A 24,904-nucleotide genomic window follows, 5' to 3' on the forward strand; every position below is an offset into this window, starting at 1 on the left:
TCAAACGAACAGTCGCGATATCAAATAAAACAAACAGCAATAGAGCGCGGTGTTGAACAGCGCCGGATGCCAGACGAAGTCGTAGATACCTGTTGGCACAAGGACCCGGCGCACCAGCCAGAAAATCGCCAGTGATAAAAGCAATTCGAAAAATATCGGTGGGAAGGACAGCCCAAACACCACGATAACGGGAAACAGACTCATGTTGACCTTGGTTGTATAGAGAGAGCAGGTGTTATTATTTTCAGCATCTGTCGCCGCAGAGAAGGGCATAGAAAGCCGGGCGAGAGCAACATTGCTGTAGATTGATATTTAATATATTAGCGTAACTGTTATGCTGTTATCTATATTATGTGATCTAAATCACTTTTAAGTCAGAGTGAATAATGGAACGACTAAAACGCATGTCGGTTTTCGCCAAAGTGGTTGAATTTGGTTCGTTTACCGCCGCCGCCAGACAGCTTCAAATGAGCGTTTCATCCATCAGTCAGACGGTGTCTAAACTGGAAGATGAGCTGCAGGTGAAGCTGCTAAACCGCAGCACACGCAGCATTGGCCTGACCGAAGCAGGTAGAATTTACTACCAGGGCTGCCGTCGGATGCTCCATGAAGTGCAGGATGTCCATGAGCAACTGTATGCCTTCAATAACACGCCTATCGGGACGCTGCGCATTGGCTGTTCTTCAACTATGGCTCAAAATGTTCTCGCTGGGCTGACGGCAAAAATGTTGAAAGAGTACCCTGGTTTAAGCGTCAATCTGGTCACAGGTATACCTGCGCCCGACCTGATTGCCGACGGTCTGGATGTCGTGATCCGCGTCGGCGCGTTGCAGGATTCCAGCCTATTTTCCCGCCGTCTGGGGGCGATGCCGATGGTGGTGTGCGCCGCTAAAAGCTATCTCACACAGTATGGCGTACCGGAAAAACCCGCCGATCTAAGTAGCCATTCGTGGCTTGAGTACAGCGTGCGTCCGGACAATGAATTTGAACTGATCGCGCCAGAAGGGATCTCGACTCGCCTCATCCCACAAGGACGGTTTGTCACTAACGATCCAATGACGCTGGTGCGCTGGTTAACGGCAGGCGCTGGGATCGCGTATGTACCGCTGATGTGGGTGATCAATGAGATCAATCGTGGGGAGCTGGAGATCCTGCTGCCGCGTTATCAGTCGGATCCACGCCCGGTTTATGCACTGTATACCGAAAAAGATAAGCTGCCACTGAAGGTGCAGGTCGTGATCAACTCACTGACGGATTATTTTGTCGAGGTCGGTAAGTTGTTTCAGGAGATGCACGGGCGCGGGAAAGAGCAGTAATTCATGTGTGTAGACCGGTAAATGCCGCATCCGGCAACCAATGCCTGATGCGACGCTTACCTGCCTGGATAGATTACGCGGTACCGCCAACGGTCAGGTTGTCGACTTTGAGCGTCGGCTGGCCCACGCCAACTGGCAAACTCTGCCCTTCTTTACCGCAGACACCCACGCCGTTATCCAGTTTCAGGTCGTTGCCCACCATCGAAATCTGCTGCATGGTTTCGATGCCGGAACCAATCAACGTTGCACCTTTCACCGGCTTCGTTACTTTACCGTTTTCAATCAGATACGCTTCTGAGGTGGAGAAGACAAATTTGCCGGAGGTGATATCCACCTGACCGCCACCGAAGTTCGGCGCATAGATACCATACTCGACGGATTCAATGATTTCCTGCGGGGTCGATTTACCCGGCAGCATGTAGGTGTTGGTCATACGCGGCATGGGCAGGTGAGCATAGGATTCACGGCGACCATTACCGGTCGGCGCCATACCCATTAAGCGTGCGTTGAGTTTATCCTGCATGTAACCTTTCAGGATGCCGTTCTCAATCAGCACGTTGTACTGACCCGGTGTACCTTCGTCATCAATCGCCACCGAACCACGGCGATCAACCATCGTGCCATCATCCACTACCGTACACAGTTCAGATGCGACCAGTTCGCCGACCTGGCCACTGAAGACTGAAGTGCCACGGCGGTTGAAGTCGCCTTCCAGACCGTGACCTACCGCTTCATGTAACAGCACGCCCGGCCAACCTGCGCCAAGTACTACCGGCATGGTGCCCGCAGGTGCGGCAACGGCAGAAAGATTGACCAGCGCCATACGCACTGCTTCTTTCGCCCATGCATCCGCACGGACTTCACCGTCGAGATCGGCAAGGAAAAATTCATAACCAAAACGACCGCCGCCGCCGCTGGCACCGCGTTCGCGTTTACCGTCTTCTTCGACCAGAACGCTTACTGAGAGGCGCACCAGTGGACGCACATCTGCCGCCAGGGTGCCGTCGGTGGCCGCAACCAGAATTAATTCATAGACGCCACTGAGGCTGGCAGTCACTTCCTGTACGCGTTTGTCGGCTTCACGGGCAACTTTATCGACGCGACGTAAAATATCCAGTTTCTCCTCGCGACTCATGCTTTGCAGCGGATCAAGCGAGGTATACAGCGGGCTATGCTCTACCGCGCCCAACGTCTGTACTTTGCCATCGCCACTGTCACGGACAATGGTACGCGCCGCTTGTGCGCTCTGTTCCAGGGCCAGCAGGCTGATTTGGTCGGCGTAAGCAAAACCGGTTTTTTCACCGCTGACTGCACGCACGCCAACGCCCTGATCGATGTTGTAAGAACCATCTTTGATAATGCGGTCTTCTAAAACCCAGGATTCGTGATAGCTCGACTGAAAATAGAGATCGCCATAATCAAGGCGACGTTCGGTCAGTTGACCGAGGATCGCGAACAAATCCTGATGTTTCAGGCCGTTCGCCGCTAGCAATTGTTCACTTACCAGGTTCAGACTCATCGTTTTTGTTACTCGTTAGTTACTTCGGTAGAGGATTTTTTTACGGCTGCCGGATACGGCGTGAACGCCTTATCCAACCTACGGTTATGTTCCGGTTTGTAGGCCTGATAAGACGCACTGCGTCGCATCAGGCAACGGCTGCCGGATGCGGCGTGAACGCCTTATCCGGCCTACGGTTATGTTCCGGTTTGTTGGCCTGATAAGACGCACTGCGTCGCATCAGGCAACGGCTGCCGGATGCGGCGTAAACGCTTTATCCGGCCTACGGTTATGTTCCGTTTGTAGGCCTGATAAGACGCACTGCGTCGCATCAGGCAACGGCTGCCGGATGCGGCGTAAACGCTTTATCCGGCCTACGGTTATGTTCCGTTTGTAGGCCTGATAAGACGCACAGCGTCGCATCAGGCAACGGCTGTCGGATGCGGCGTGAACGCCTTATCCGACCTGCGGTTATGTTCCGGTTTGTAGACCTGATAAGACGCACTGCGTCGCATCAGGCAACGGCTGCCGGATGCGGCGTGAACGCCTTATCCGGCCTACGGTTATGTTCAGGCTCGTTGGCCTTTGGCAACGATTATCTAATGAGATTGGGGCAATTACGCGCCATCGTCAAATCATTGCGCTTTTTCTTTACGCGGTTGGCGCAATACTTCGTTGATTTGCGGAGCGTCCAGCGGACCAGAAATGTGGTAGCGCAAAATAGAGACTTTGCTCCACAGCGGCCCCAGCACTTTACTGGCAGCAAATACCGCCGCACCGACAATAGGGTTAACCGCAAAGGCCGCAGCCACACCCACCGTCGCGGAAATTTCTGGTGCAACAACCGCCTCCATATTCAGATCGCGGCGTACCAGATTTACCGACCCTTTCATGGCGATATCCGCTTCCAGCCCATCTACCAGCGTGTCATCAGTGTGCATAACACCGTCTTTAATCCACGCCGTGCTGCGAATGGAGTCAAAATAGAAGCCTTCGCCAAAGGTATCCCTGAAATCAAAGCGCAGCTTACGCATCAGGGCATCAACGCTCAATAAGCGCAGCAATTGCCCGGCATGTCCGGTGCTGATGTCGGTAATTTCACCTTTGCCCAGTTGAGTATGGATGATGCCATTCAACGTTGCCTCATCCGGCTGCCACGGCGCTTTCCGCCAGTGTAAATCGTAATCCACATTAAATGACGACTGGCGTATTGGCGTCGTGACACCAAAAAATTCAGCAGCGGCATCAATTTTCTGCCCGCGTAATTTTCCTTTCAGCGAGGTACGTTCATTCCCCGGATTGTTAACCCATTCACCCTCGGCAGTAAGCCGCGAGAAACCGGTATCAATCAGTCCATTAGCCAGCGTTAATGTATCGCCAGAAATGGTGATATCGCTGTCGATGCGCCCAAATTTTTGCCCCCAGAACCAGCATTCTGCGCAACGTATTTGCGCATCCGGCCAGCCACGGAAGCTAATGCGCTCCGTAGTTGGGAAAGGTGACGACGGAGTGGAGTCACCACTGGTTTTCGCCACGCTGGGGTTGTAATAGAGATATTTAATCGTCGCCAGCCACGGCGCGTTATTGCGCATTGCCAGCGTAGCGTTGATTTCACGTCCTTGCGCCTCGACCTGAGTGCCATTTGCCATCGGTTGCGAAACAATACTCAGGTTATTCCATTGCTGATTCCCCAACGACAACGCTGGCGTACGCAATGTAATGTGCTGGGGAAAACTCACCGCACTACCGACTTTATCCGTCGCGCCTTTCTGGAAAAGCGCCAGCCACTCGGCACCATCCATCGGTGGCATATTTAACTCAACACCGCTTTGTTCCGGTAACGGCGGAAGCGTTTTACTGTCTGCCGCCCAGATAGCGCGATCGAGCGTCAGCTTTTGACCGAGCAACCAGCGGCTGTTGAAATGGTTATCCGCGCCAGCCTGTCCGGTTAATTCAAAGCTATTGAGGTTTCCATCGACCTTAATGTTAACCGGCAGCGATTCGCCAGCGGGTTTGGCTAACGGCGAAGGTAAGTGACTGCTCACATTCTTCAGATCGCCGTTCAGCTCTACGTTATACGTTGCGTCAGCATGATAAGGCAGCTCAATGCCCACTTTTCCATCCCACGCCACACTGCCGCTTAACGCTTCGTTCACCGCTTCAGGCAGAACGCCGGTTTTCGCCGGTTGCCAGTTGCCGTTGAGATTCACCGCAACCTGGTAGGCTTTCGCCCCTTCTTTGGTGGAAAAATCCACGTTCAGTGGCTGGTTAAACCAGCTTGCTGTCAGTGGTTCGCTTTGCAGATCGCCATTGATAAAGCTGAATTTACCGCTCAAATTTTTCAGTGTGCTATCAAGTGGTTTGATAAACAGACTGTTATTACGCAGAGTCACTTCACCTTTCGCTGTAACCAGTTCGCCGTTCAGTGGGATATCGAGATGTAAGCGAGCATTCACATCGCCGTCGAGCTGGAGTTCTTGCAGGGTTGCTCCCAGAGAGTCTTTCAGCGGCGTCTCATCAAAGTAAGGACCAACAGCTTTGCCCGGACCTTTAATGTCAGCATCAATCAGCAATTTTTCTTTCGAGTAGTCAGGGATCACTGCGGTGAGATTACTCGCGCGCACGCCGCCCAGATTGACGCCATCGGTTTTCATCCATAAACCGTCGTTTATGAAGTCCAGTTCAATATCGAGATTAGTTAACGCTGGCCAGTCCGGCTGGAAGGCAAACTTCGCGTTACGCAGCGGCACCAGCACCTCAAACTGACCTTCGTTGTGTTTATAGGGGAAGAGTTGCGGATTGCCGCCATAAACCAGCGTCGCGTTATCCGCTTCACCGCCCTGAATTGCGCCACTTAAGTAATCGACTAACTCTTTCCCCATCAGATTTTCTGGGAAATAGCGCCACGCTTGTGAACCATCATCGGTACTGATACCAGCCAGAATGCCCAGCCAGGGTTCATCATTAGTCGGTTGCAGGTAGCGGAAACCGCCGCGTGCATGGACGGCTTTGGCTTTAACATCTATGTTGCGGCCATCAAGCTGGAAACCTTTGTCGTTATTCAGCCAGCTTAGGGTCGCCTTACCGTCAGCAATTTCCAGCGGTGCGCGGAAAACTGTTTCGTAAGGCATTTTCGCCTGTTTCATGGACGCGGTCAGTAAACCATTTTCTACACTACCGGAAAGCGTCCCGGAGAAATGTTCCGCGCCCGGCAGTAATTTCCATTGCTTCCAGGCCAGATCGCTCCACGATGCCTGAAAGCGAGTCTTGTCTGCTGCCTGAAGCGGGATATCCAGCGCCAGGGTGTTGATCTTGCCGCTCGGTTGCGTAGACCGCCAGATGTCGCCCAGCGCAGGTGAAAGTTTTGCTGCCAGCGGACGAATACCTTCCAGCCCCGCCAGTTCCAGATTGCTGGCGCGAATCCGCAGTTCGTCACTGCGTTTATTGTCTTTGCCGCCAACATCCTGTTCCGGTATCCAGGCCAGCGTCAATGCCCCACTCGGCCAGCGTTTGCCATCCATCGTGATACGGGTATCGGGAATAGAAAACTGCCAGCCAGGATGTTCACGCGTAATGTGTGCGGTGAGATTATCTACCGCCAGTGAATGCGTTTGCTTCTCGCCCAACCAGCTGGCACCGCCCTGTTTCAGCCAGACGTCACCGCCGGTTACATCGCCTTTGTCGATCGTCATCCAGCCTTCGAGGGAGAACTGCGCCGTTTCCAGCGCAATGTTGTCCTGCATCCATTTACCCAGCCACGGCTTCAGGTCAATATCATCAGCCTGCAACCAGACGCGGCCGTTGCTTAACAGCCCTTCGTCATCACGCAGATCCATACGAACTTGCATCACGCCGTGCTGCCCGGTGAGGCTGGAGAGACTTACCTGGCCTTCCGCACGGTGTCGACGCGGATTGTTAAGCCAGGTGAGCTGCGGGATCGCCAATTCGGCGCGCTGACCGGATGGCGTGAGGAAACTGACTTCGCTGTCGCGAAGATCGAAGTGATCAAACTGACGAAGAAACAGGTCGCTGATGTGGCTGGCTTCCAGACCATCATTACCACCACCGCTGGTGATAGGGGTATTGGTGCGGAAACGCAGTTGCCAGAAAGTCAGATCGCGAAACTGCCAGCGCATATGCAGCAGGCTCTGCCAGACATCCAGCGCCAGAGTGACGCGTTTGACAGAAAACTCACCGCCATCTTTCAGCTCCGCGCGAATGTCGCGCGCTTCAAGCGTGGGGCCAAAATTCTGCCAGCTGGCGGAAAGCTGGCTGGCTTCTACCGGCATGCCGGTAGCGGATTCAATTTTATTGAGGATTTCTGGACGCCAGGCATCAAGATGCGGCAAAGCAATACGCAGGCCGCTGACCAGCAGCGCAGCGATCACAACGAGCGCGGCTCCAGTAAGCAGTAAAATCCCCGGCAATCGCCTCACCCGTCACTCCTTGTCTGCTAAAAATGTGACTCAAAAAACTTTGCCGGATGGCGGCCCAGCATTTGTTTACATCATGACGACGTCAAACTGCTCCTGGTTGTAGAGCGGTTCGATTTGTACTTTAACCTGCTTACCCACAAAAATTTCCACTTCCGCCAGCGAGTGCGACTCTTCGCCTTTCAAGGCCTCGGCAACTGCCGGAGAAGCATAGACCAGGAAACGGTCAGAGTCGTAAGCATGGTGCACGCGAACAATCTCGCGCATGATTTCATAGCACACGGTTTCCACGGTTTTCACCGTTCCGCGACCGTGGCAAGTTGGGCATTCGTTACACAATACATGTTCAATGCTTTCGCGGGTGCGTTTACGCGTCATTTCCACCAGCCCCAGCGCAGAGAAGCCGTTAACGCTGGTTTTCACCCGGTCTTTGCTCAACGCCTGCTCCAGCGAATGCAGTACCCGACGACGGTGATCTTCATTATTCATGTCGATGAAATCAATAATGATAATTCCGCCCAGGTTACGCAACCGTAACTGGCGAGCAATGGCCTGCGTCGCCTCAATATTGGTATTGAAGATGGTGTCGTCCAGATTGCGATGACCGACAAACGCCCCGGTATTGATGTCCACGGTGGTCATCGCTTCGGTCTGGTCGATAATCAGATAACCGCCAGACTTCAACTCAACTTTGCGTTCCAGCGCCCGCTGAATCTCGTTTTCGACGTCAAAGAGATCGAAAATCGGCTGGCGCCCCGTGTAATGCTCCAGCTTGCTGGTCATCTCGGGGATGTATTCCGAGGTGAACTCAAGTAATGCTTCGTAAGTCAGCCGTGAATCAACGCGAATGCGGTCCAGCTCGGCATCGGCAAAATCACGCAGCACGCGCTGCGCCAGCGCCAGTTCACCGTACAGTTGATAACGCGTCTGTGGGCGCTTTTTACGCTCCATGACTTTGGTCCAGACACGCTTCAGATAAGCGGCATCGGAGGCTAATTCAGCTTCGCCTACGCCTTCTGCCGCGGTACGGATGATAAATCCGCCCTGCTCGTCGCAATACTCGGCGACCACTTTTTTCAGGCGATCACGTTCGGATTCACTTTCGATGCGTTGGGAAACACCAACGTGGGATGCCCCTGGCATAAATACCAGATAACGGGAAGGCAGCGTGATGTCCGTGGTCAGGCGCGCGCCTTTAGTACCCAGAGGATCTTTCACTACCTGTACCATCAGATCTTGCCCCTGACGGACCAGTTCCGAAATGTCGCGTACCGTGAACTGCTTTTGTTCCTCACCCGCCACACATTCGGTGTGCGGCATGATGTCAGAAGCGTGTAGAAACGCAGCTTTATCCAGCCCAATATCTACAAAAGCCGCCTGCATACCCGGAAGTACGCGACTTACACGACCCTTGTAGATATTGCCTACTATTCCGCGTCGCGCCTCACGTTCAATATGAATTTCCTGCAGAATACCGCCATCAATATACGCCACTCGTGTTTCCGAAGGCGTTACGTTTACCAACAATTCAGCCGTCATGTTTATCCCTTTTCTCACGCAGTGCGTTAAAATTACTCAATAATTCACACGTTTCAACCAGCGGTAAGCCGACGACGGCGTGATAGCTGCCATTTATCTTCCTGACAAAACAACCACCAAGCCCCTGAATACCGTATGCACCTGCTTTATCTAACGGTTCACCGCTGGCGACATAGCCCGCGATATCTTCATCTGTTAACGTTCTGAAAGTCACATCGGTCACCACCAGGCAATCGAGAATGTACTGGCTGTCGGCCATCGCCACTGCCGTCATTACCTGATGGGTCTGCCCCGATAATTTGCGCAACATCTGCACCGCATGATCTGCATCACGCGGTTTCTCCAGTACTTCGCCGTTCAGAATCACAATGGTATCCGCACCCAGCACCGGGAGATCCTGCGCCGTTTGCGCGACACCCGCCTGAGCTTTCTCGCGCGCCAGACGCACAACGTATTGCTGCGCGCTCTCCTGCGGAAAGCGTTGCTCCTCAATGCCCGTAACGATACGTTCGAAGGAAACGCCAAGTTGCGCAAGTAACTCCTGCCGACGCGGAGAACCGGAAGCTAAATACAGAGAAGTCATAGAAACCTTTATTGCACTGCAAACTGCTGACGAATTTTGCGCATCAGCATGAAAATCCACGGCCAGAGCACGCCATTGACAACACTACTCCAGAACACTTCCGGTCTGAAAGAAACGTTGATCACTAAAAACTCTGCCCAGAAAACAATAATATCCACAACCAACGAAAGCAACATGACGACCAGCGCCTGCTGCCACAATGCCAGATTACGGAAAAGCTGGAATTTCAGCGCGACCAGATAAGCAATGATACTCATCGATAACGCCCGTACACCGAGCGTGGAGCCACTGATCAGATCCAGTATGGCACCCATCACAAAACCTGTGCCCACATTTACGCGATGGGGCAAGGCGAGGCTCCAATACAATAAGATGAGCAAAACCCAGTTAGGCCGGAAAACGATAAGATTATCCGGCCAGGGCATAATTTGCAGTAATAACGCAATGAGGAAAGAGAGCCAGATAACCCAGCGCCCCTGGCTACGATAGCTCGCCACTATTGCCCTCCTGGCGTACGCGCAGGTGGTTGAGTACCACTCTGCGGCGGCGTAGCCCTTTGTGGAGAGCGGTCAGCGGCAGTACCTGTTGCAGGTTGCTGCGGGCTTGGCTGGGTAATTCCCGTTGCCGGTTCAGGCAGTTTTGGCCCCATTGCATCTGGCGAAGGCAACACCTGTGGCATCATTTGCATCAGGCGTTCATTAGCAACGCGATGCACCTCTTCCGGCGTCATCGGGTTGGCCCCGTTACGATCCGCACCCCACAACAGAAGCAGATAACGTAAACGTTGCAGTCCCGCAGTCGGACGCGCCTGAATCACGGTATATGCGCGCTGGGTATCGAGTTTCACGGAAGAGACAACCGCCACCGGATAACCTTCCGGGAAACGACCGCCCAGACCTGAAGTCACCAATACATCACCAACACGAATATCAGTATTCGCTGGCAGGTGCTCAAGCTGTAAATCATCAGTACAGCCATTACCCGCCGCGATAACGCGGATATCATTACGCAGCACCTGAATCGGCAGCGCATGGGTCGCGTCGCAGATCAGCAGTACGCGGCTGGTCAGTTTTGCGACCGCCACCACCTGGCCGACCACACCTTTATCGCTAATGACTGGCTGGCCTTCGTAAACACCGTTGACACTGCCTTTGTCAATAACAACCTGATCGCTGTACGGATCGTTAACAGTAGAGATAACCTGGGTCACCATCTTCTGCTCGTCCTGACGCAGCGGAGAACCCAGAAGCTCACGCAAGCGCGCGTTCTCCTGTTTATATTGTCCCAACATCAGCAGATCGCTGTTTTTCAGCAGCAACTCCTGACGTAACGCCCGGTTTTCAAGTTCTAGTTGGTCACGCGAGGCCAGCGTCTGCGATACGCCATCCAGCAATTCACGAGGAGCATTGGAAATAAAGTAGAAAGGACTGACAGCGGTATCCATATAGGTACGGATTTGACTGAAAGTCCCCAGGCGGCTGTCGGCAATAATAATGCCGAGCGCCACCAGCACCGCCAGAATAAGGCGAATCTGTAGCGACGGGCCACGGCTAAAAATTGGCTTCATAAGTTATGCGTATTCTCGTATCAGACCAGGCAGGATAAACAAACGCTTCCCCTGCCTGCATCCGATTACTCTTCGCTGAACAGGTCGCCGCCGTGCATGTCGATCATTTCCAGCGCCTTGCCGCCACCGCGCGCCACACAGGTCAGCGGATCTTCAGCAACAACGACTGGAATGCCGGTTTCTTCCATTAATAAACGGTCAAGGTTACGCAGCAATGCGCCACCGCCAGTGAGCACCATTCCGCGCTCAGAGATGTCGGAAGCCAGTTCCGGCGGACACTGTTCCAGCGCAACCATCACTGCGCTAACGATGCCGGTCAGCGGCTCTTGTAGCGCTTCGAGGATTTCGTTGGAGTTCAGCGTAAAGCCGCGTGGAACGCCTTCAGCCAGGTTACGACCACGAACTTCAATTTCACGCACTTCATCGCCCGGATAAGCCGAACCGATTTCGTGTTTAATACGCTCTGCTGTCGCTTCACCGATCAAGGAACCGTAGTTACGACGAACATAGTTGATAATGGCTTCGTCGAAGCGGTCACCGCCGATGCGTACAGAAGAGGAGTAAACCACGCCATTCAGCGAGATTACGGCAACTTCAGTAGTACCACCGCCGATATCAACCACCATGGAACCGGTCGCTTCAGAAACCGGCAGACCGGCGCCAATTGCCGCGGCCATCGGCTCTTCAATCAGGAACACTTCACGGGCGCCAGCGCCCTGCGCGGATTCACGAATTGCGCGGCGTTCAACCTGGGTTGCGCCAACCGGCACACAGACCAGAACGCGCGGGCTTGGGCGCATAAAGCTGTTGCTGTGCACTTGCTTAATGAAGTGCTGGAGCATTTTTTCAGTCACGAAGAAGTCAGCGATTACGCCATCTTTCATTGGGCGAATAGCAGCAATATTGCCCGGCGTACGGCCCAGCATCTGCTTCGCGTCATGACCAACTGCAGCCACGCTTTTTGGTGAACCGGCACGATCCTGACGAATGGCCACAACGGAAGGCTCATTCAATACGATGCCTTGTCCTTTTACATAAATGAGGGTATTCGCAGTACCCAAGTCAATGGACAAGTCATTGGAAAACATGCCACGAAATTTTTTCAACATACTAAGGGATAATCCTGAAAGCTGGGGCGGAAAAGAAAATCCGCTTACTTTACCAACCACACGCAGCAGCGACAAGGCGCAAAAATCATCTGCTACGGTGAAAATTAGTGCAGTTCGTTTCCTTTGTTACAAATCTCTGCCTGAGTCCAGATAAGGCTAAATGCGTCAACAGCATTCCTCGCCTGTTTGCAACTGCGTAAGGTCATTCATCTGCATATGTGCTGCAACAATCTGGCGAGCAGATAAGCACACTCCCACGAAACGCAGCGCGCGTTATTCTACGTGAAAACGGATCAAACGGCAGGTTAAACCGAGTATCTTTGTGAATATTTTTTCACGTTAGTATCAAGTGGCTGTGAGGACGCGAAAAAATCCCCCTGGCCACCCAAAACCCCGCGCTGAATCAGGGTCTGCCACTCGCTTCGCGAACGTACGCCTGTCGCGTAAACCTGGGTGTTGGTCCCGGAACAGGCTTCTACCATGCTCTGAACCAACAATTGGTTTTCCGTTCGCTTCTCAATATTTCTTACCAGCCCCGGATGAAGCTTGAGTAATTCGACATTAAGTTCTTTGATCCAACTGGTACTTACCAGCGTCAATCCAGCCTGGTTCACGGCAACTCGAACCCCTAAAGCATTCACCAAACGAATGACAGGTTGCAAGCGACCGATATGTTGACCCACATCAGCCTCTGCAAGTTCAATAATTATGCGTTTTCGTTGCGATTTTTCACACTGCATCAACGTATCGCGCAGCCAACGCTGGAAACGCGGGCGGATCAACGACTCAACGGTAACCTGAATCGCCAGATTTTCTTGCGGCCAATAGCGTAACAGCGGGATGAGACGACTGATTTGCAGGCGGTCATACTCTTCCGATAAACCAAACTGCAACACCATCGGCATATATTCCGCCGAGCTTACCTCTTCATTACCATCAAAGATGCGACACATAATTTCGCGATGATGAACCTGCCCCTCCCGGGTGACCGCAGGTTTTTGATAAAGCCTGGGCCCGCCACGACTCAACATTTGTTCGATTAGCGTACGCCAGCGAACGTTGCCGCGCCCTTTTTCTGGTAATGAGTCATCGTAAATCGCCCAGCTATTACCACCCTGTAATCCCGCATTACGCGTGGCGGATTCGGCATGGTCCATCACTTGTTCTGTTTCCTGGCCGCTACGCCAGGCACAGATGCCGATATGAATCATATCTTCACGATCGAGCATTTTATTACTCGGTAAGGTATCAACCGCTTTGATCAACTGCCCGGCAATGCTCTCCGCCTCTTTTAAAGTCCGATGCGGCAACAGCGCGGCAAAATCGCTACGGTGATAGCGCGCCAGCAGTGCGCCTGGATAGCGCATCATAAATGTCGACAGCAGATTCGTCAGAGTGAAGAGCTGTTCTTCGGCCTGGCTGTGTCCCCACGTGTCGCTCAACATATTGAAATCAGGTAGACGGATCATCATCACGATCCCGTGAGTCCCTACCTTCTCTTGATCTTCCAGTAATGTAGCCAACTGGTTGTCGAAAAAGAGACGGTTATTGAGGCCGGTTTTAATGTCTTGTGCGGCGTAAGAGCGAATCAGCGTATCAAGACGGCTGTGCTGTTCACGCGCATTCTGAATTTCTGAAAGCAGCATATCCAGCGCACTGCTGGTCCCTGGTGGCCATTCATAGATGGAGCCAAGCACATTCGGCCCACGCTCCCCGTTTAAGATACGCGCCGAGCGAGTTTCCAGTAGTTCTTGCCCGGCAAGTTGCCGCTGCAACCAGCGTACTGCAAGGAAGAGCATAATAATGATAAAACCAATTGCCCCAGTGAGCGGCGCGGTGGTCATCAGCGAGTGAAAATAGTTTCCCATCGGGTCCTGATAAACCAGATGTAGCGACATTCCCGGATGTTTAACTAACGGAACGGTCAGTTCGCGAAACAGATCGCTGGTGCCAACAGGGCGGTAACTCCCCTGGCGGGAAAGGGTATAAACCTGTTTGTTATTGTGTAACAGGTCCACGCGAACGATATCTGCTGACATCATCAGTTCACTGATTTGTGGCCTCAGCGAGCTGAAATCAGACGACACCAGATGCGTATCGATCGCCGTCGCCACCGCCTGAACGCGATGGCTAAACTTATACTGAATCGCGTTATAGAAACTTAACGAGCAGCCCATCAGAGTCACAAAGATCGTTAACCCGGTGAGCAGCGTGACAAAGGCCGAAAATTTCGTCGTTAATCTCATCCTTGTGTTAACTCCGATAGTGAGGAAGCGGGCATACTAGCAAATCAGATTTATCTCGCAATTTATTGCGCTTCATCGACTTTGCTTTTCAATTAGCGAGTATAGTCTTCAGAAATTATTTTCCAATCCATCATGCACATGAGGACTTCTTATGCAGGCGTTACTTTTAGAACAGCAGGACGGCAAAACCCTCGCATCTGTACAGACTCTGGACGCAAGTCGCCTGCCGGAAGGCGATGTGACGGTCGATGTCCACTGGTCGAGCCTGAATTATAAAGATGCGCTGGCAATAACCGGTAAAGGAAAAATAATCCGCAATTTTCCGATGATTCCTGGTATCGACTTCGCCGGAACCGTACGCGCCAGTGAAGATCCTCGTTTTCATACTGGTCAAGAAGTGTTACTCACGGGCTGGGGAGTTGGTGAAAATCATTGGGGCGGACTGGCAGAACAAGCGCGTGTGAAAGGTGACTGGTTGGTTGCCATGCCGCAAGGTCTGGACGCGCGTAAAGCGATGATTATTGGTACTGCTGGGTTTACTGCCATGCTGTGCGTGCTGGCCCTGGAAGATGCCGGTATTCGTCCACAAGATGGCGAGATTGTGGTAACGGGCGCCAGCGGCGGCGTTGGTAGCACTGCCGTGGCGCTGTTGCATAAGTTAGGTTATCAGGTGGTTGCTGTTTCCGGTCGCGAAAGTACCCATGAATATCTGAAAAGTTTAGGTGCCAGCCGAATTCTGCCGCGTGATGAATTTGCTGAATCCCGTCCACTGGAAAAACAAGTCTGGGCTGGGGCGATTGACACCGTCGGCGACAAAGTGCTGGCGAAAGTGCTGGCGCAAATGAATTACGGCGGATGCGTGGCGGCCTGTGGTCTGGCGGGTGGTTTTACTCTGCCAACCACGGTCATGCCATTTATTCTGCGTAATGTCCGTTTGCAAGGGGTGGATTCTGTGATGACGCCACCAGCACGCCGTGCGCAGGCCTGGCAGCGTCTGGTTGCCGATTTACCGGAATCATTCTATTCCCAGGCGGCAAAAGAGATTTCACTGGCTGATGCACCTAAATTTGCCGAGGCCATTATTAACAATCAGATCCAGGGTCGTACGCTGGTAAAAATTAACTAAGCGTTAGTATAAAATAATTTACATATCGTTAACGAATTTTAGCAGCACTTTGACATTCTCCCTGCCATAGTAATCATGAGCATACCGGGAGTCTGTTATGAAAAAAATTCGTCAACTTACAGAAGCCGATGTCACTGCCGAATCGGCTTTTTTTATGCAACGTCGGCAAGTTTTGAAAGCATTAGGCATCAGCGCCGCCGCCCTCTCTTTACCAAATGCCGTCCACGCGGATTTGCTTGGCTGGTTCAAAGGGAACGATCGCCCGCCCGCGCCTGCCGGAAAACCCCTGGAGTTCAGCAAGCCTGCTGCCAGGCAAAATAACCTGCCACTGACACCGGAAGATAAAGTTTCCGGCTACAACAATTTCTATGAATTTGGGCTGGATAAAGCCGATCCCGCAGCGAATGCTGGCAGCCTGAAAACCGATCCGTGGACGTTGAAAATCAGTGGTGAAGTCAGTAAACCGTTAACCCTCGACCACGATGCGCTAACCCGTCGATTCCCGTTAGAAGAGCGGATTTACCGGATGCGCTGCGTGGAAGCGTGGTCGATGGTGGTGCCGTGGATTGGTTTTCCGCTACATAAACTGCTGGCGCTGGCAGAGCCGACCAGCAACGCGAAGTACGTCGCTTTCGAAACAATTTATGCACCGGAACAAATGCCCGGCCAGCAGGACAGGTTTATCGGCGGCGGTCTGAAATATCCCTATGTAGAAGGATTACGTCTCGACGAAGCAATGCATCCGCTCACGCTGATGACCGTCGGCGTCTACGGCAAGGCGCTACCGCCGCAAAATGGCGCGCCGATACGCCTGATTGTGCCATGGAAATATGGCTTTAAAGGCATCAAGTCGATAGTGAGCATTAAGCTGACCCGAGAACGCCCACCAACCACCTGGAATCTTTCGGCCCCCAACGAATACGGCTTTTACGCCAACGTTAATCCGCATGTTGATCACCCTCGCTGGTCGCAGGCCACTGAGCGATTTATCGGTTCAGGTGGCATCCTGGATGTGCAACGCCAACCGACACTACTATTTAACGGCTACGCCGATGAAGTCGCGTCACTTTATCGCGGGCTGGATCTACGGGAGAACTTCTAAGTGCGTTTGACTGCAAAACAGGTTACCTGGCTGAAATTTTGCCTGCATCTTGCCGGATTTTTGCCGTTTGTCTGGCTGGTTTGGGCAATCAATCATGGCGGGCTAAGTGCCGACCCGGTGAAAGATATTCAGCATTTTACCGGTCGGACTGCGTTGAAATTTTTATTGGCGACGTTGTTAATTACCCCGCTGGCGCGCTACGCTAAGCAGCCATTATTGATACGCACCCGCCGCCTGTTAGGTTTATGGTGTTTCGCCTGGGCGACGCTGCACTTAACCAGTTATGCATTGCTGGAACTTGGCGTGAACAACCTGGCGTTATTCGGTCAGGAATTAATCACCCGACCTTATTTAACCCTGGGTATTATCAGTTGGTTGATTTTGCTTGCTTTAGCATTCACGTCTACACAAGCGATGCAGCGAAAACTAGGCAAACACTGGCAACAGTTGCATAACTTCGTCTATCTTGTCGCGATCCTGGCCCCCATACATTATCTGTGGTCAGTGAAGGTTATCTCACCGCCGCCGATCATCTACGCCGGGCTGGCATTACTGCTTTTAGCCTTACGTTATAAGAAGTTCCGTCAATGGTGGCGCTAATTTCGTGAACTGTGCGGCTTATTGCAAATTACGCGACGTTGAAAGTTATTTACATGTTAGCGGTTGATTATCTTCCCTGATAAGACCAGTATTTAGCTGCCATTTGCTACGAAATCGTTATAATGTGCGACCTCGTTCTCCCTGAGGCAGCTTTTAAGCTGCTGAAAAGGTGACAATGGCGCAACGAAGGTATATTTTGTTTTTTGCCGGAGGATAGCAGCAGATCGCTGCACAATGTCCGTCAAGTCTCACATTGACACTCTGGGGCAAAATAGACCGGCGTCCCGGCCCGCTGGAATTTACCGCTATGCATACAGCTGTCGGGGCATACGCTTTACAGACGGCGGTGAAACGCCTGTCACAATCACACTAAACAAAGAGTACGGAACCCACTCATGGATATTCGTAAGATTAAAAAACTGATCGAGCTGGTTGAAGAATCAGGCATCTCTGAACTGGAAATTTCTGAAGGCGAAGAGTCAGTACGCATCAGCCGTGCAGCACCTGCCGCAAGTTTCCCGATGATGCAACAAGCTTACGCTGCACCAATGATGCAGCAGCCAGCTCAATCTAACGCAGCCGCTCCGGCGACCGTTCCTTCCATGGAAGCGCCAGCAGCAGCGGAAATCAGTGGTCACATCGTACGTTCCCCAATGGTTGGTACTTTCTATCGCACCCCAAGCCCGGACGCGAAAGCGTTCATCGAAGTGGGTCAGAAAGTGAACGTGGGCGATACCCTGTGCATCGTTGAAGCCATGAAAATGATGAACCAGATCGAAGCAGACAAATCCGGTACTGTGAAAGCAATTCTGGTCGAAAGTGGACAACCGGTAGAATTTGACGAGCCGCTGGTCGTCATCGAGTAACGAGGCGAACATGCTGGATAAAATTGTTATTGCCAACCGCGGCGAGATTGCATTGCGTATTCTTCGTGCCTGTAAAGAACTGGGCATCAAGACTGTCGCTGTGCACTCCAGCGCGGATCGCGATCTAAAACACGTATTACTGGCAGATGAAACGGTCTGTATCGGCCCTGCTCCGTCAGTAAAAAGTTATCTGAACATCCCGGCAATCATCAGCGCCGCTGAAATCACCGGCGCAGTAGCAATCCATCCGGGTTACGGCTTCCTCTCCGAGAACGCCAATTTTGCCGAGCAGGTTGAACGCTCCGGCTTTATCTTCATCGGCCCGAAAGCAGAAACCATTCGCCTGATGGGCGACAAAGTATCCGCAATCGCCGCGATGAAAAAAGCTGGCGTTCCTTGCGTACCAGGTTCTGACGGCCCGCTGGGCGATGATATGGATAAAAACCGCGCCATTGCTAAACGCATTGGTTATCCGGTAATTATCAAAGCCTCCGGCGGCGGCGGCGGTCGCGGTATGCGCGTAGTACGCGGCGATGCTGAACTGGCACAATCTATCTCCATGACCCGTGCGGAAGCGAAAGCAGCTTTCAGCAACGATATGGTTTACATGGAGAAATACCTGGAAAATCCTCGCCACGTCGAGATTCAGGTGCTGGCTGACGGTCAGGGCAACGCTATCTATCTGGCGGAACGTGACTGCTCCATGCAGCGCCGCCATCAGAAAGTGGTCGAAGAAGCGCCAGCACCGGGCATCACCCCGGAACTGCGTCGCTACATCGGCGAACGTTGCGCTAAAGCGTGTGTTGATATCGGCTATCGCGGTGCAGGTACATTCGAGTTCCTGTTCGAAAACGGCGAGTTCTATTTCATCGAAATGAACACCCGTATTCAGGTAGAACACCCGGTTACCGAAATGATCACTGGCGTTGACCTGATCAAAGAACAGCTGCGTATCGCTGCCGGTCAGCCGCTGTCGATCAAGCAAGAAGAAGTTCACGTTCGCGGTCATGCGGTAGAGTGCCGTATCAACGCCGAAGATCCGAATACCTTCTTGCCAAGCCCGGGCAAAATCACCCGTTTCCACGCGCCAGGCGGTTTTGGCGTACGTTGGGAGTCTCATATCTACGCGGGCTACACCGTGCCGCCGTACTATGACTCAATGATCGGTAAGCTGATTTGCTACGGTGAAAACCGTGACGTGGCGATTGCTCGCATGAAGAATGCGCTGCAGGAGCTGATCATCGACGGTATCAAAACCAACGTTGATCTGCAGATCCGCATCATGAACGACGAAAACTTCCAGCATGGTGGTACTAACATCCACTATCTGGAGAAAAAACTCGGTCTTCAGGAAAAATAATTGTGACGCGCGGTGTTTTCACCGCGCATAGCAATGATGCCTTAACGCCGGGCCTGTTAACACAGCCCGGCGTTTTTATTACCCTAACGGTAGCCTGCAATTTCCGCTTTCAACGCACTAATTGCCGTATCGCCTTCAACAATTCCCAGCTCAAAACAGTATGTCTTCGTTTCACCAGGCTGTATAAATGGCAGACGTCCCTGCGCTCGTTCTTCATCACGCCCGTCAGGAAAACTATTACTGATCTCAAGTCCCATAACGTATTCACCCGCGCCTAAATTTTTCCACTGAATAAAGTTCGGTAGCTGGCGGGTATCAAATTTCTCGTAAATTCCCCATCCCAGTTCGGCGTTCACCAGCGCCACCTTACTCATTCCGTCACCATCGCTATTCAACGTGAGATAATAAACCTGCTCGTCAAAACCGGTCTGTGGGGTACAAATCTCCAGATGTTTGGCTAATCCTTCCGCCGCACGCGGAGTTCGTGGCGTTACGCTTTTAGCCGACAGCAAGATTTCTGCCTGTGGCGATAATAAAGGCCAACCGTAATTAAAGTGATAAAGAATTTGCAGCGGCTGGCGGGTGAAACCATGATTAGTCACCTTGTCTTCAATGCACAGCACATTTTCGCCATAGCGGCAGCGAATGGTCCTTTCCAGTGTCAGATTTTCACCGAACAGCCGTGTTTCCCGTACTTTGCCATTGATGACAAATTCAATGCCGTTGTCGGTTCGTTCTGTGCGATAGCCCACCTCTTCTGCTGGAGTCGCAGCCAAACGCCCGTGTAACCCCAGCGTTTCTCCTTCATCCTCACAGGGCGTGCCAATGTAGCTAAGTCCGCAGGTAGTCAGTAACCCCGCGTAAAAGCTACGTAAAAAACCGTTGCCCTGAGACTCAAAAAAAGCGGGGGCGACAACGCCGTTGGAGGTGATAAAAGAGAGCGCAGTGTCCTTGTAGCTGGCCCATGCAATATCCAGCGCGCGATCTTTTACCACCGTAAATGCCAGTCCCGCACCAGTACGGACATCAAACGCTTCTGTACCCTTTGCTCTGCCACTACGTAACTCATAGTGTTTAATTCCGGCAACCTGCGAGAGATCGCCAATCCACGGCCAAATTTCGTTTTTCATTGTGCTGCTTCCCGAATGGACATGTCATGGCGCTGGATGAACGTTTCGATTTCCGCAAGGCGAGACGTTCCCTCCATTGGGCCACGTCTGGTTACCGCCAGCGCACCGCAGGCATTGGCATATTGCAGCGCTCGATGGGCGTCAAACCCTAGCTGGCGGCAGGCAATCCACGCGCCACCAAAGCAATCTCCCGCACCAGTCGGGTCAACTTCTTCCACCGGGTAGCTCTCAATATGGAACTGCTCATTCGCGGAGTAGTAACTGGCGCCTTGATTGCCGCGTTTCACTATCACCTCTTTAACACCATCTTCGAGGAAGCCAGCAATTGCACGATCCGGTGTCGAATGCGGCGACAGGAGCAACACTTCGCCCTCGCTGGGCATATAGATATCCGTTAGTTCAAGAACAAAGTGTAATGCGTCGCGCATTTCTGGAATATCGAGCATCTCTTTACGAATATTAGGGTCAAAAGAAATAACGCCGCCATTCTCCTTTACGATGGTTACCGCTTTCTTTACTGCGTCTACCATATGGAATGAAAATAGAGATGAACCCATAATATGAAAATGGGTACAATCCTTCAGAATATTTTCATCAACATGCTGCGCCGATAACTTACCGCAAGCGGCATTCTTAATATTAAAAATGAAATCGCGATCGCCAGAGTTATGATAAGTTACAAAAGCACTACCAGTAGCTTCCAGGGGTAAGACTGATATTCCCCTGATATCCACACCGTCAGCAGCCAGACGATGTATATTAATATCACCAAAGCCATCATTCCCCACGCAACTAATAATTCCACACGGAACGCCAAGACGTGTCACCTGGTCGATAAAAATAGCGGGCGCACCACTGGGATAAGGGCCGTTCCAGATGCCTGGCTGATCAAATGGCTGGCCAATTTTACTCGCCATAATTTCAACCAGAATTTCTCCAATTGTGAAGACCTTACTCATATGATTAATTCCTTGAAATGATTAGCTGCGTTTTCTTTTATTTCTTACGTCAAAATAAACGGCTACAAGAATGACTAATCCTTTAACCACCATCTGATAGAAATAGGGAACGTTCATTAAGTTCATGCCATTATTAATAACGCCGATGGTTAATGCGCCGATCACCGTCCCCACCACCGTTCCATAGCCGCCGTTCAGGCTGGTACCTCCCAGTACAGCTGCTGCAATAGCATCCAGTTCGTAGCTCAACGCGGCATTCGGTTGCCCGGAATAGAGGCGTGAGGCGAGGATCATCCCGCTGATACCTGCCAGCATAGCAGTAATCATAAATACTTTAATTTTCAACCGGGTAACATTAATACCTGAATAAATTGCCGCTTCTTTATTACCACCCGTGATATAAATTTTTCGTCCAAAGGTTGTTTTAGTAAGAATAAAGTGGTTAATCAGCAATAAGATTATTAATATCCAGATGGGTATAGGTATATAGAGAAATTCTCCGTTCCCCAGCGCCAGAAAGGCATCATCTTTAATCATGATAGGCATACCGTCAGTCACTATATAAGCGATGCCGCGGAATATCCCCATTGTGGCAACGGTGACAATAAACGACGGAATTCCCGCTATAGCCGTCAGCCCGCCGTTAATCATTCCGAGGACCAGCGCCGCAATAATAGATAATGGAACTAATAAAATAAATGGGATGCCCCATGAAGCACCAAGTGCGGCAAATGTACCAATTAATGCAATGGTTGAACCGACCGATAAATCGATATCGCCAAGCAAAAGGACATACGTCATGCCATAGGCGGTAATGGCGATTATCGAAACCTGAAGAATAATATTGGTAATGTTATTAGCGGTAAAAAAACTGTCATTAATAAAACTGAATAGAATGATTAACACCACCATTCCACTGAGGATACCGCCATATTGCCTGAAGACTTTTTTAAAATTATTTGCGACGGGAATTTCCGAACGTTTCGGACTGGCGAGAGTTTTCTCTGTCATTTAACGTACTCCTGTTGCAGCGGTCATTACCTGTGTCTGCGTTAAATTTTCACATGAATAAATATCGGCAATCGTTTTATTACGCATTACAACCAGACGATCGCTAAGGGCCATGACCTCTGGCAGTTCAGAGGACACCAGAATAATTGCTGTCCCTGCCGCAGCCAGTTGACGTATCACGTTATAGATTTCAAATTTTGCGCCGACATCCACTCCGCGCGTTGGCTCATCGAGCAATAAAATTCGCGGAGTTTTCTCCAGCCACTTCGATAACACGATTTTCTGTTGATTACCGCCGCTCAGCGCTCCCACGGCCTGATGTACAGAACTCACTTTAGTGTTCATTCTGGCAATGGATTGCAGCGTCTTCGCCTCTTCTTGCCGGTGATTAATGAGTCCCATCCGCGAAGCGTTATATTGAAACGCTACATGGTGCGTGTTCATATTGACGTCGTGCATCAGTACCAGCCCTTCTTCCTTGCGGTTTTCGGTCACAAAAGCAATGCCATGATCAATGGCCTGTTTGGGATTAGCGACCCTGACTTCCTTACCATCAATCAACACAGTTCCGTGATACGAAACGAGGCCAAATAGCGCCTTCATCACATCGGAACGCCCGGCCCCCACCAGGCCAAAAAATCCCAGGACTTCTCCCGGACGCACGGCAAAATTTATCGCCTCAAAGAGCGAAGGATGGGAAAGATTTTTGACTTCCAGTTTTGCAGGAACATTTTCATCCGGCTTTTCCCCAAGACGTGCTGGCCAAATATTTTTCATTTCCCGACCAACCATCTGGGCAATCAGATGCTGGATATCACTGTGTATCTTTTCATGCGTAGCGATATACTCACCGTCGCGGATCACCGAAATATCATCCGAAATCCGCATAATTTCATCCATGCGGTGAGAGATATAAATAACCGCACATCCTCGCTGTTTTAACTTTTCAATAATATTAAACAAAATCTCCGCTTCATTATCACTGAGCGATGATGTCGGCTCATCCATAATTACTACATCCGCTGCGTAGCTTAAGGCTTTAGCGATTTCTACCAGTTGACGATGCGCCATCGACATATTGCCGACCATTTCCAGCGGGTCCAGTGGGATGCCCAGCTCTGCGAGCAGACTCTGGCAATCTGCGAGCATTTTTTTATCGTTAATTATGCCAAAACGGCGCGGTTCATTATTGGCATAAATGTTTTCCGCCACTGTCATATTGTTGCTCAGGCTTAATTCCTGAAAAATAATAGCAATCCCTAACTGGCGTGAATGTTGTGGATTATTAATGGTGATGGTTTCACCACGTAGTTTTATCGTTCCCTGAGTTGGCGGATAAACTCCAGCGAGTATTTTCATTAATGTCGACTTACCCGCGCCATTCTCGCCTAATAAAGTATGCACCCGCCCTTTACGTAAAGAGAGTGTAATATCTTTTAATGCCTGAACATGACCAAATGTCTTCGCAATATGCGAAACATCAAGAATAACATCCGTCATAATGACCTCGGTGTCACAACAAAACGTTGCTGACGTTTTGTTGTGAGATGAAGATATTTATTATTTACCCGTATAGACGCCGGGTTGTACCGGGATCATTTTTTCTACCGGTTTGCCATTGAGATGATCAACGGCGGCATCAATAGCTTTCGCTCCCATTTGATCGGGATATTGCCGAATCACTGCGGCAAAGGTTTTTTCACTGTCTACGGCATCTCGCGCTTCTTTCATGCCGTCAAAACCAATGATTTTGATGTTGTCGTTATGCGCAGATTTCGCTGCGATAACCGCCGCCAGTGCGGCATCATCACCAAAGCCAAACAAACCATTCAGATTGGCGTTTGCCTGCATAATATTTTGTGCCGTCGTTAACGCTTCAGCACGCGTAATCCCCGGTTGTTCAGCAACAATTTTAATATCCGGAGTATCGCTTAATCCTTTTTTAAAGCCATCGACGCGCGCAACCACCGATTGCAGTGCCGGATAAGAAATAATGGCTACCGTGCCTTTACCATGCAAAAGTTTGCCCATTAACTTGCCCGCTTCAACACCTCCCGCGTAGTTATCGGTCGCAACATGCGATACCACCGGAACACCTTCCGCAGCAACATCAACAGTGATAACAGGAATACCGGCTTTGTCGGCTTTAATTATCGCTGCCTGGACACCTTTCGAATCGACCGGAGAGATAATAATGGCATCTACTTTTTTAGTAATAAAATCTTCAACATCTGAAAGTTGTTTATTTAAATCCTGATTGGCAATAGAGACACTTAAAATGACATTGTCTTTCTTCGCCTCGTCTTTCATTGCATTTGCCAGATCAATATAAAAAGGATGTTGCTGTGTTAATAATGACGCACCAATTTTATACTCTTTTGCCAATGAACTTTGCGAGAACAACGCCAGACTCACCAACATAGCCGAACCAAGTAATTTAATATTTTTCATAAATAGTC

General features: G+C 51.1%; 20 protein-coding genes. 6 read left to right on the forward strand and 14 right to left on the reverse strand.

The genetic code is table 11. From position 1 onward, the window contains the following. Positions 1–204: a p-hydroxybenzoic acid efflux pump operon protein AaeX gene (gene aaeX, locus FEM44_RS07210; protein ID WP_000051841.1), complete on the reverse strand. Its 204-nt coding sequence runs from the start codon at positions 202–204 to the stop codon at positions 1–3. A 182-nt stretch (positions 205–386) separates the two neighbouring features. Here aaeX and aaeR point away from each other — a divergent pair, with 182 nt between their 5' ends. Next, positions 387–1,316, forward strand: a complete 930-nt coding sequence (aaeR, locus tag FEM44_RS07215; RefSeq protein ID WP_135523910.1) for an HTH-type transcriptional activator AaeR — start codon at positions 387–389, stop codon at positions 1,314–1,316. A 73-nt stretch (positions 1,317–1,389) separates the two neighbouring features. Here aaeR and tldD read toward each other — a convergent pair whose 3' ends face one another. The 8 genes from tldD to csrD form a co-directional block, all read right to left on the reverse strand. Beyond that, the gene (tldD, locus tag FEM44_RS07220) at positions 1,390–2,835 is read right to left on the reverse strand and encodes a metalloprotease TldD (protein ID WP_135523909.1); all 1,446 of its coding nucleotides are present in this window, start codon (positions 2,833–2,835) and stop codon (positions 1,390–1,392) included. A gap of 614 nt (positions 2,836–3,449) precedes the next feature. Continuing rightward, complete coding sequence (gene yhdP / locus FEM44_RS07225) at positions 3,450–7,250, reverse strand: AsmA2 domain-containing protein YhdP (protein WP_135523908.1); 3,801 nt, start codon at positions 7,248–7,250, stop codon at positions 3,450–3,452. A 66-nt stretch (positions 7,251–7,316) separates the two neighbouring features. Further along, positions 7,317–8,786, reverse strand: a complete 1,470-nt coding sequence (gene rng, locus FEM44_RS07230; protein ID WP_064529486.1) for a ribonuclease G — start codon at positions 8,784–8,786, stop codon at positions 7,317–7,319. Further along, on the reverse strand, positions 8,776–9,369 hold the full coding sequence (gene yhdE / locus FEM44_RS07235) for a nucleoside triphosphate pyrophosphatase YhdE (RefSeq protein ID WP_130260185.1): 594 nt from the start codon (positions 9,367–9,369) through the stop codon (positions 8,776–8,778). The genes rng and yhdE overlap by 11 nt, the downstream gene beginning before the upstream one ends. A gap of 8 nt (positions 9,370–9,377) precedes the next feature. After that, on the reverse strand, positions 9,378–9,866 hold the full coding sequence (gene mreD, locus FEM44_RS07240; RefSeq protein ID WP_130204518.1) for a rod shape-determining protein MreD: 489 nt from the start codon (positions 9,864–9,866) through the stop codon (positions 9,378–9,380). After that, positions 9,866–10,936, reverse strand: a complete 1,071-nt coding sequence (gene mreC, locus FEM44_RS07245) for a rod shape-determining protein MreC (protein WP_130204516.1) — start codon at positions 10,934–10,936, stop codon at positions 9,866–9,868. The genes mreD and mreC overlap by 1 nt, the downstream gene beginning before the upstream one ends. A 65-nt stretch (positions 10,937–11,001) precedes the next feature. Then, positions 11,002–12,045, reverse strand: a complete 1,044-nt coding sequence (mreB, locus tag FEM44_RS07250) for a rod shape-determining protein MreB (protein ID WP_000913396.1) — start codon at positions 12,043–12,045, stop codon at positions 11,002–11,004. A 305-nt stretch (positions 12,046–12,350) separates the two neighbouring features. Continuing rightward, positions 12,351–14,291: an RNase E specificity factor CsrD gene (csrD, locus tag FEM44_RS07255; protein WP_130223738.1), complete on the reverse strand. Its 1,941-nt coding sequence runs from the start codon at positions 14,289–14,291 to the stop codon at positions 12,351–12,353. 151 nt (positions 14,292–14,442) lie between these two features. On the opposite strand from csrD, the gene acuI reads away from it, so the two are divergent. The 5 genes from acuI to accC all read left to right on the forward strand — a co-directional run bounded on the left by acuI (position 14,443) and on the right by accC (position 19,345). Next, the gene (gene acuI / locus FEM44_RS07260; RefSeq protein ID WP_135523907.1) at positions 14,443–15,417 is read left to right on the forward strand and encodes an acrylyl-CoA reductase (NADPH); all 975 of its coding nucleotides are present in this window, start codon (positions 14,443–14,445) and stop codon (positions 15,415–15,417) included. A 97-nt stretch (positions 15,418–15,514) separates the two neighbouring features. Then, positions 15,515–16,519, forward strand: coding sequence for a protein-methionine-sulfoxide reductase catalytic subunit MsrP (msrP, locus tag FEM44_RS07265; protein WP_135523906.1), 1,005 nt, complete (start codon positions 15,515–15,517; stop codon positions 16,517–16,519). Continuing rightward, complete coding sequence (gene msrQ / locus FEM44_RS07270; protein WP_135523905.1) at positions 16,520–17,119, forward strand: protein-methionine-sulfoxide reductase heme-binding subunit MsrQ; 600 nt, start codon at positions 16,520–16,522, stop codon at positions 17,117–17,119. A gap of 395 nt (positions 17,120–17,514) precedes the next feature. Then, positions 17,515–17,985, forward strand: a complete 471-nt coding sequence (gene accB / locus FEM44_RS07275) for an acetyl-CoA carboxylase biotin carboxyl carrier protein (protein ID WP_000354618.1) — start codon at positions 17,515–17,517, stop codon at positions 17,983–17,985. Between the two features lie 10 nt (positions 17,986–17,995). After that, positions 17,996–19,345 carry an acetyl-CoA carboxylase biotin carboxylase subunit gene (gene accC / locus FEM44_RS07280; protein ID WP_000884639.1) on the forward strand — a complete coding sequence of 450 codons (1,350 nt, stop codon included), beginning with the start codon at positions 17,996–17,998 and terminating at the stop codon, positions 19,343–19,345. 83 nt (positions 19,346–19,428) lie between these two features. On the opposite strand, the gene FEM44_RS07285 is transcribed toward accC, so the two are convergent. The 5 genes from FEM44_RS07285 to FEM44_RS07305 are packed head-to-tail and all read right to left on the reverse strand — an operon-like array spanning position 19,429 to position 24,896. Then, entirely contained in the window at positions 19,429–20,475 is a 1,047-nt protein-coding gene (locus FEM44_RS07285; RefSeq protein ID WP_135523904.1) for an aldose 1-epimerase family protein, read from the reverse strand. Next, the gene (locus FEM44_RS07290; protein ID WP_135523903.1) at positions 20,472–21,434 is read right to left on the reverse strand and encodes a sugar kinase; all 963 of its coding nucleotides are present in this window, start codon (positions 21,432–21,434) and stop codon (positions 20,472–20,474) included. The genes FEM44_RS07285 and FEM44_RS07290 overlap by 4 nt, the downstream gene beginning before the upstream one ends. 21 nt (positions 21,435–21,455) lie before the next feature. Then, positions 21,456–22,445: an ABC transporter permease gene (locus FEM44_RS07295; RefSeq protein ID WP_135523902.1), complete on the reverse strand. Its 990-nt coding sequence runs from the start codon at positions 22,443–22,445 to the stop codon at positions 21,456–21,458. Further along, the gene (locus tag FEM44_RS07300; RefSeq protein ID WP_135523901.1) at positions 22,446–23,945 is read right to left on the reverse strand and encodes a sugar ABC transporter ATP-binding protein; all 1,500 of its coding nucleotides are present in this window, start codon (positions 23,943–23,945) and stop codon (positions 22,446–22,448) included. Positions 23,946–24,005: 60 nt separating this feature from the next. Then, on the reverse strand, positions 24,006–24,896 hold the full coding sequence (locus FEM44_RS07305) for a substrate-binding domain-containing protein (protein WP_135523900.1): 891 nt from the start codon (positions 24,894–24,896) through the stop codon (positions 24,006–24,008). Positions 24,897–24,904: the final 8 nt, after the last annotated feature.

The organism is Escherichia sp. E4742 (assembly GCF_005843885.1).
In the GTDB taxonomy this organism is placed as follows: Bacteria; Pseudomonadota; Gammaproteobacteria; order Enterobacterales; family Enterobacteriaceae; genus Escherichia.

Coding starts and splice junctions, on each gene's coding strand:
- aaeX (WP_000051841.1), bottom strand. CDS start 204: ATGAGTCTGTTTCCCGTTATCGTGGTGTTTGGGCTGTCCTTCCCACCG.
- aaeR (WP_135523910.1), top strand. CDS start 387: ATGGAACGACTAAAACGCATGTCGGTTTTCGCCAAAGTGGTTGAATTT.
- tldD (WP_135523909.1), bottom strand. CDS start 2,835: ATGAGTCTGAACCTGGTAAGTGAACAATTGCTAGCGGCGAACGGCCTG.
- rng (WP_064529486.1), bottom strand. CDS start 8,786: ATGACGGCTGAATTGTTGGTAAACGTAACGCCTTCGGAAACACGAGTG.
- yhdE (WP_130260185.1), bottom strand. CDS start 9,369: ATGACTTCTCTGTATTTAGCTTCCGGTTCTCCGCGTCGGCAGGAGTTA.
- mreC (WP_130204516.1), bottom strand. CDS start 10,936: ATGAAGCCAATTTTTAGCCGTGGCCCGTCGCTACAGATTCGCCTTATT.
- mreB (WP_000913396.1), bottom strand. CDS start 12,045: ATGTTGAAAAAATTTCGTGGCATGTTTTCCAATGACTTGTCCATTGAC.
- csrD (WP_130223738.1), bottom strand. CDS start 14,291: ATGAGATTAACGACGAAATTTTCGGCCTTTGTCACGCTGCTCACCGGG.
- acuI (WP_135523907.1), top strand. CDS start 14,443: ATGCAGGCGTTACTTTTAGAACAGCAGGACGGCAAAACCCTCGCATCT.
- msrP (WP_135523906.1), top strand. CDS start 15,515: ATGAAAAAAATTCGTCAACTTACAGAAGCCGATGTCACTGCCGAATCG.
- accB (WP_000354618.1), top strand. CDS start 17,515: ATGGATATTCGTAAGATTAAAAAACTGATCGAGCTGGTTGAAGAATCA.
- accC (WP_000884639.1), top strand. CDS start 17,996: ATGCTGGATAAAATTGTTATTGCCAACCGCGGCGAGATTGCATTGCGT.
- FEM44_RS07285 (WP_135523904.1), bottom strand. CDS start 20,475: ATGAAAAACGAAATTTGGCCGTGGATTGGCGATCTCTCGCAGGTTGCC.
- FEM44_RS07290 (WP_135523903.1), bottom strand. CDS start 21,434: ATGAGTAAGGTCTTCACAATTGGAGAAATTCTGGTTGAAATTATGGCG.
- FEM44_RS07295 (WP_135523902.1), bottom strand. CDS start 22,445: ATGACAGAGAAAACTCTCGCCAGTCCGAAACGTTCGGAAATTCCCGTC.
- FEM44_RS07300 (WP_135523901.1), bottom strand. CDS start 23,945: ATGACGGATGTTATTCTTGATGTTTCGCATATTGCGAAGACATTTGGT.
- FEM44_RS07305 (WP_135523900.1), bottom strand. CDS start 24,896: ATGAAAAATATTAAATTACTTGGTTCGGCTATGTTGGTGAGTCTGGCG.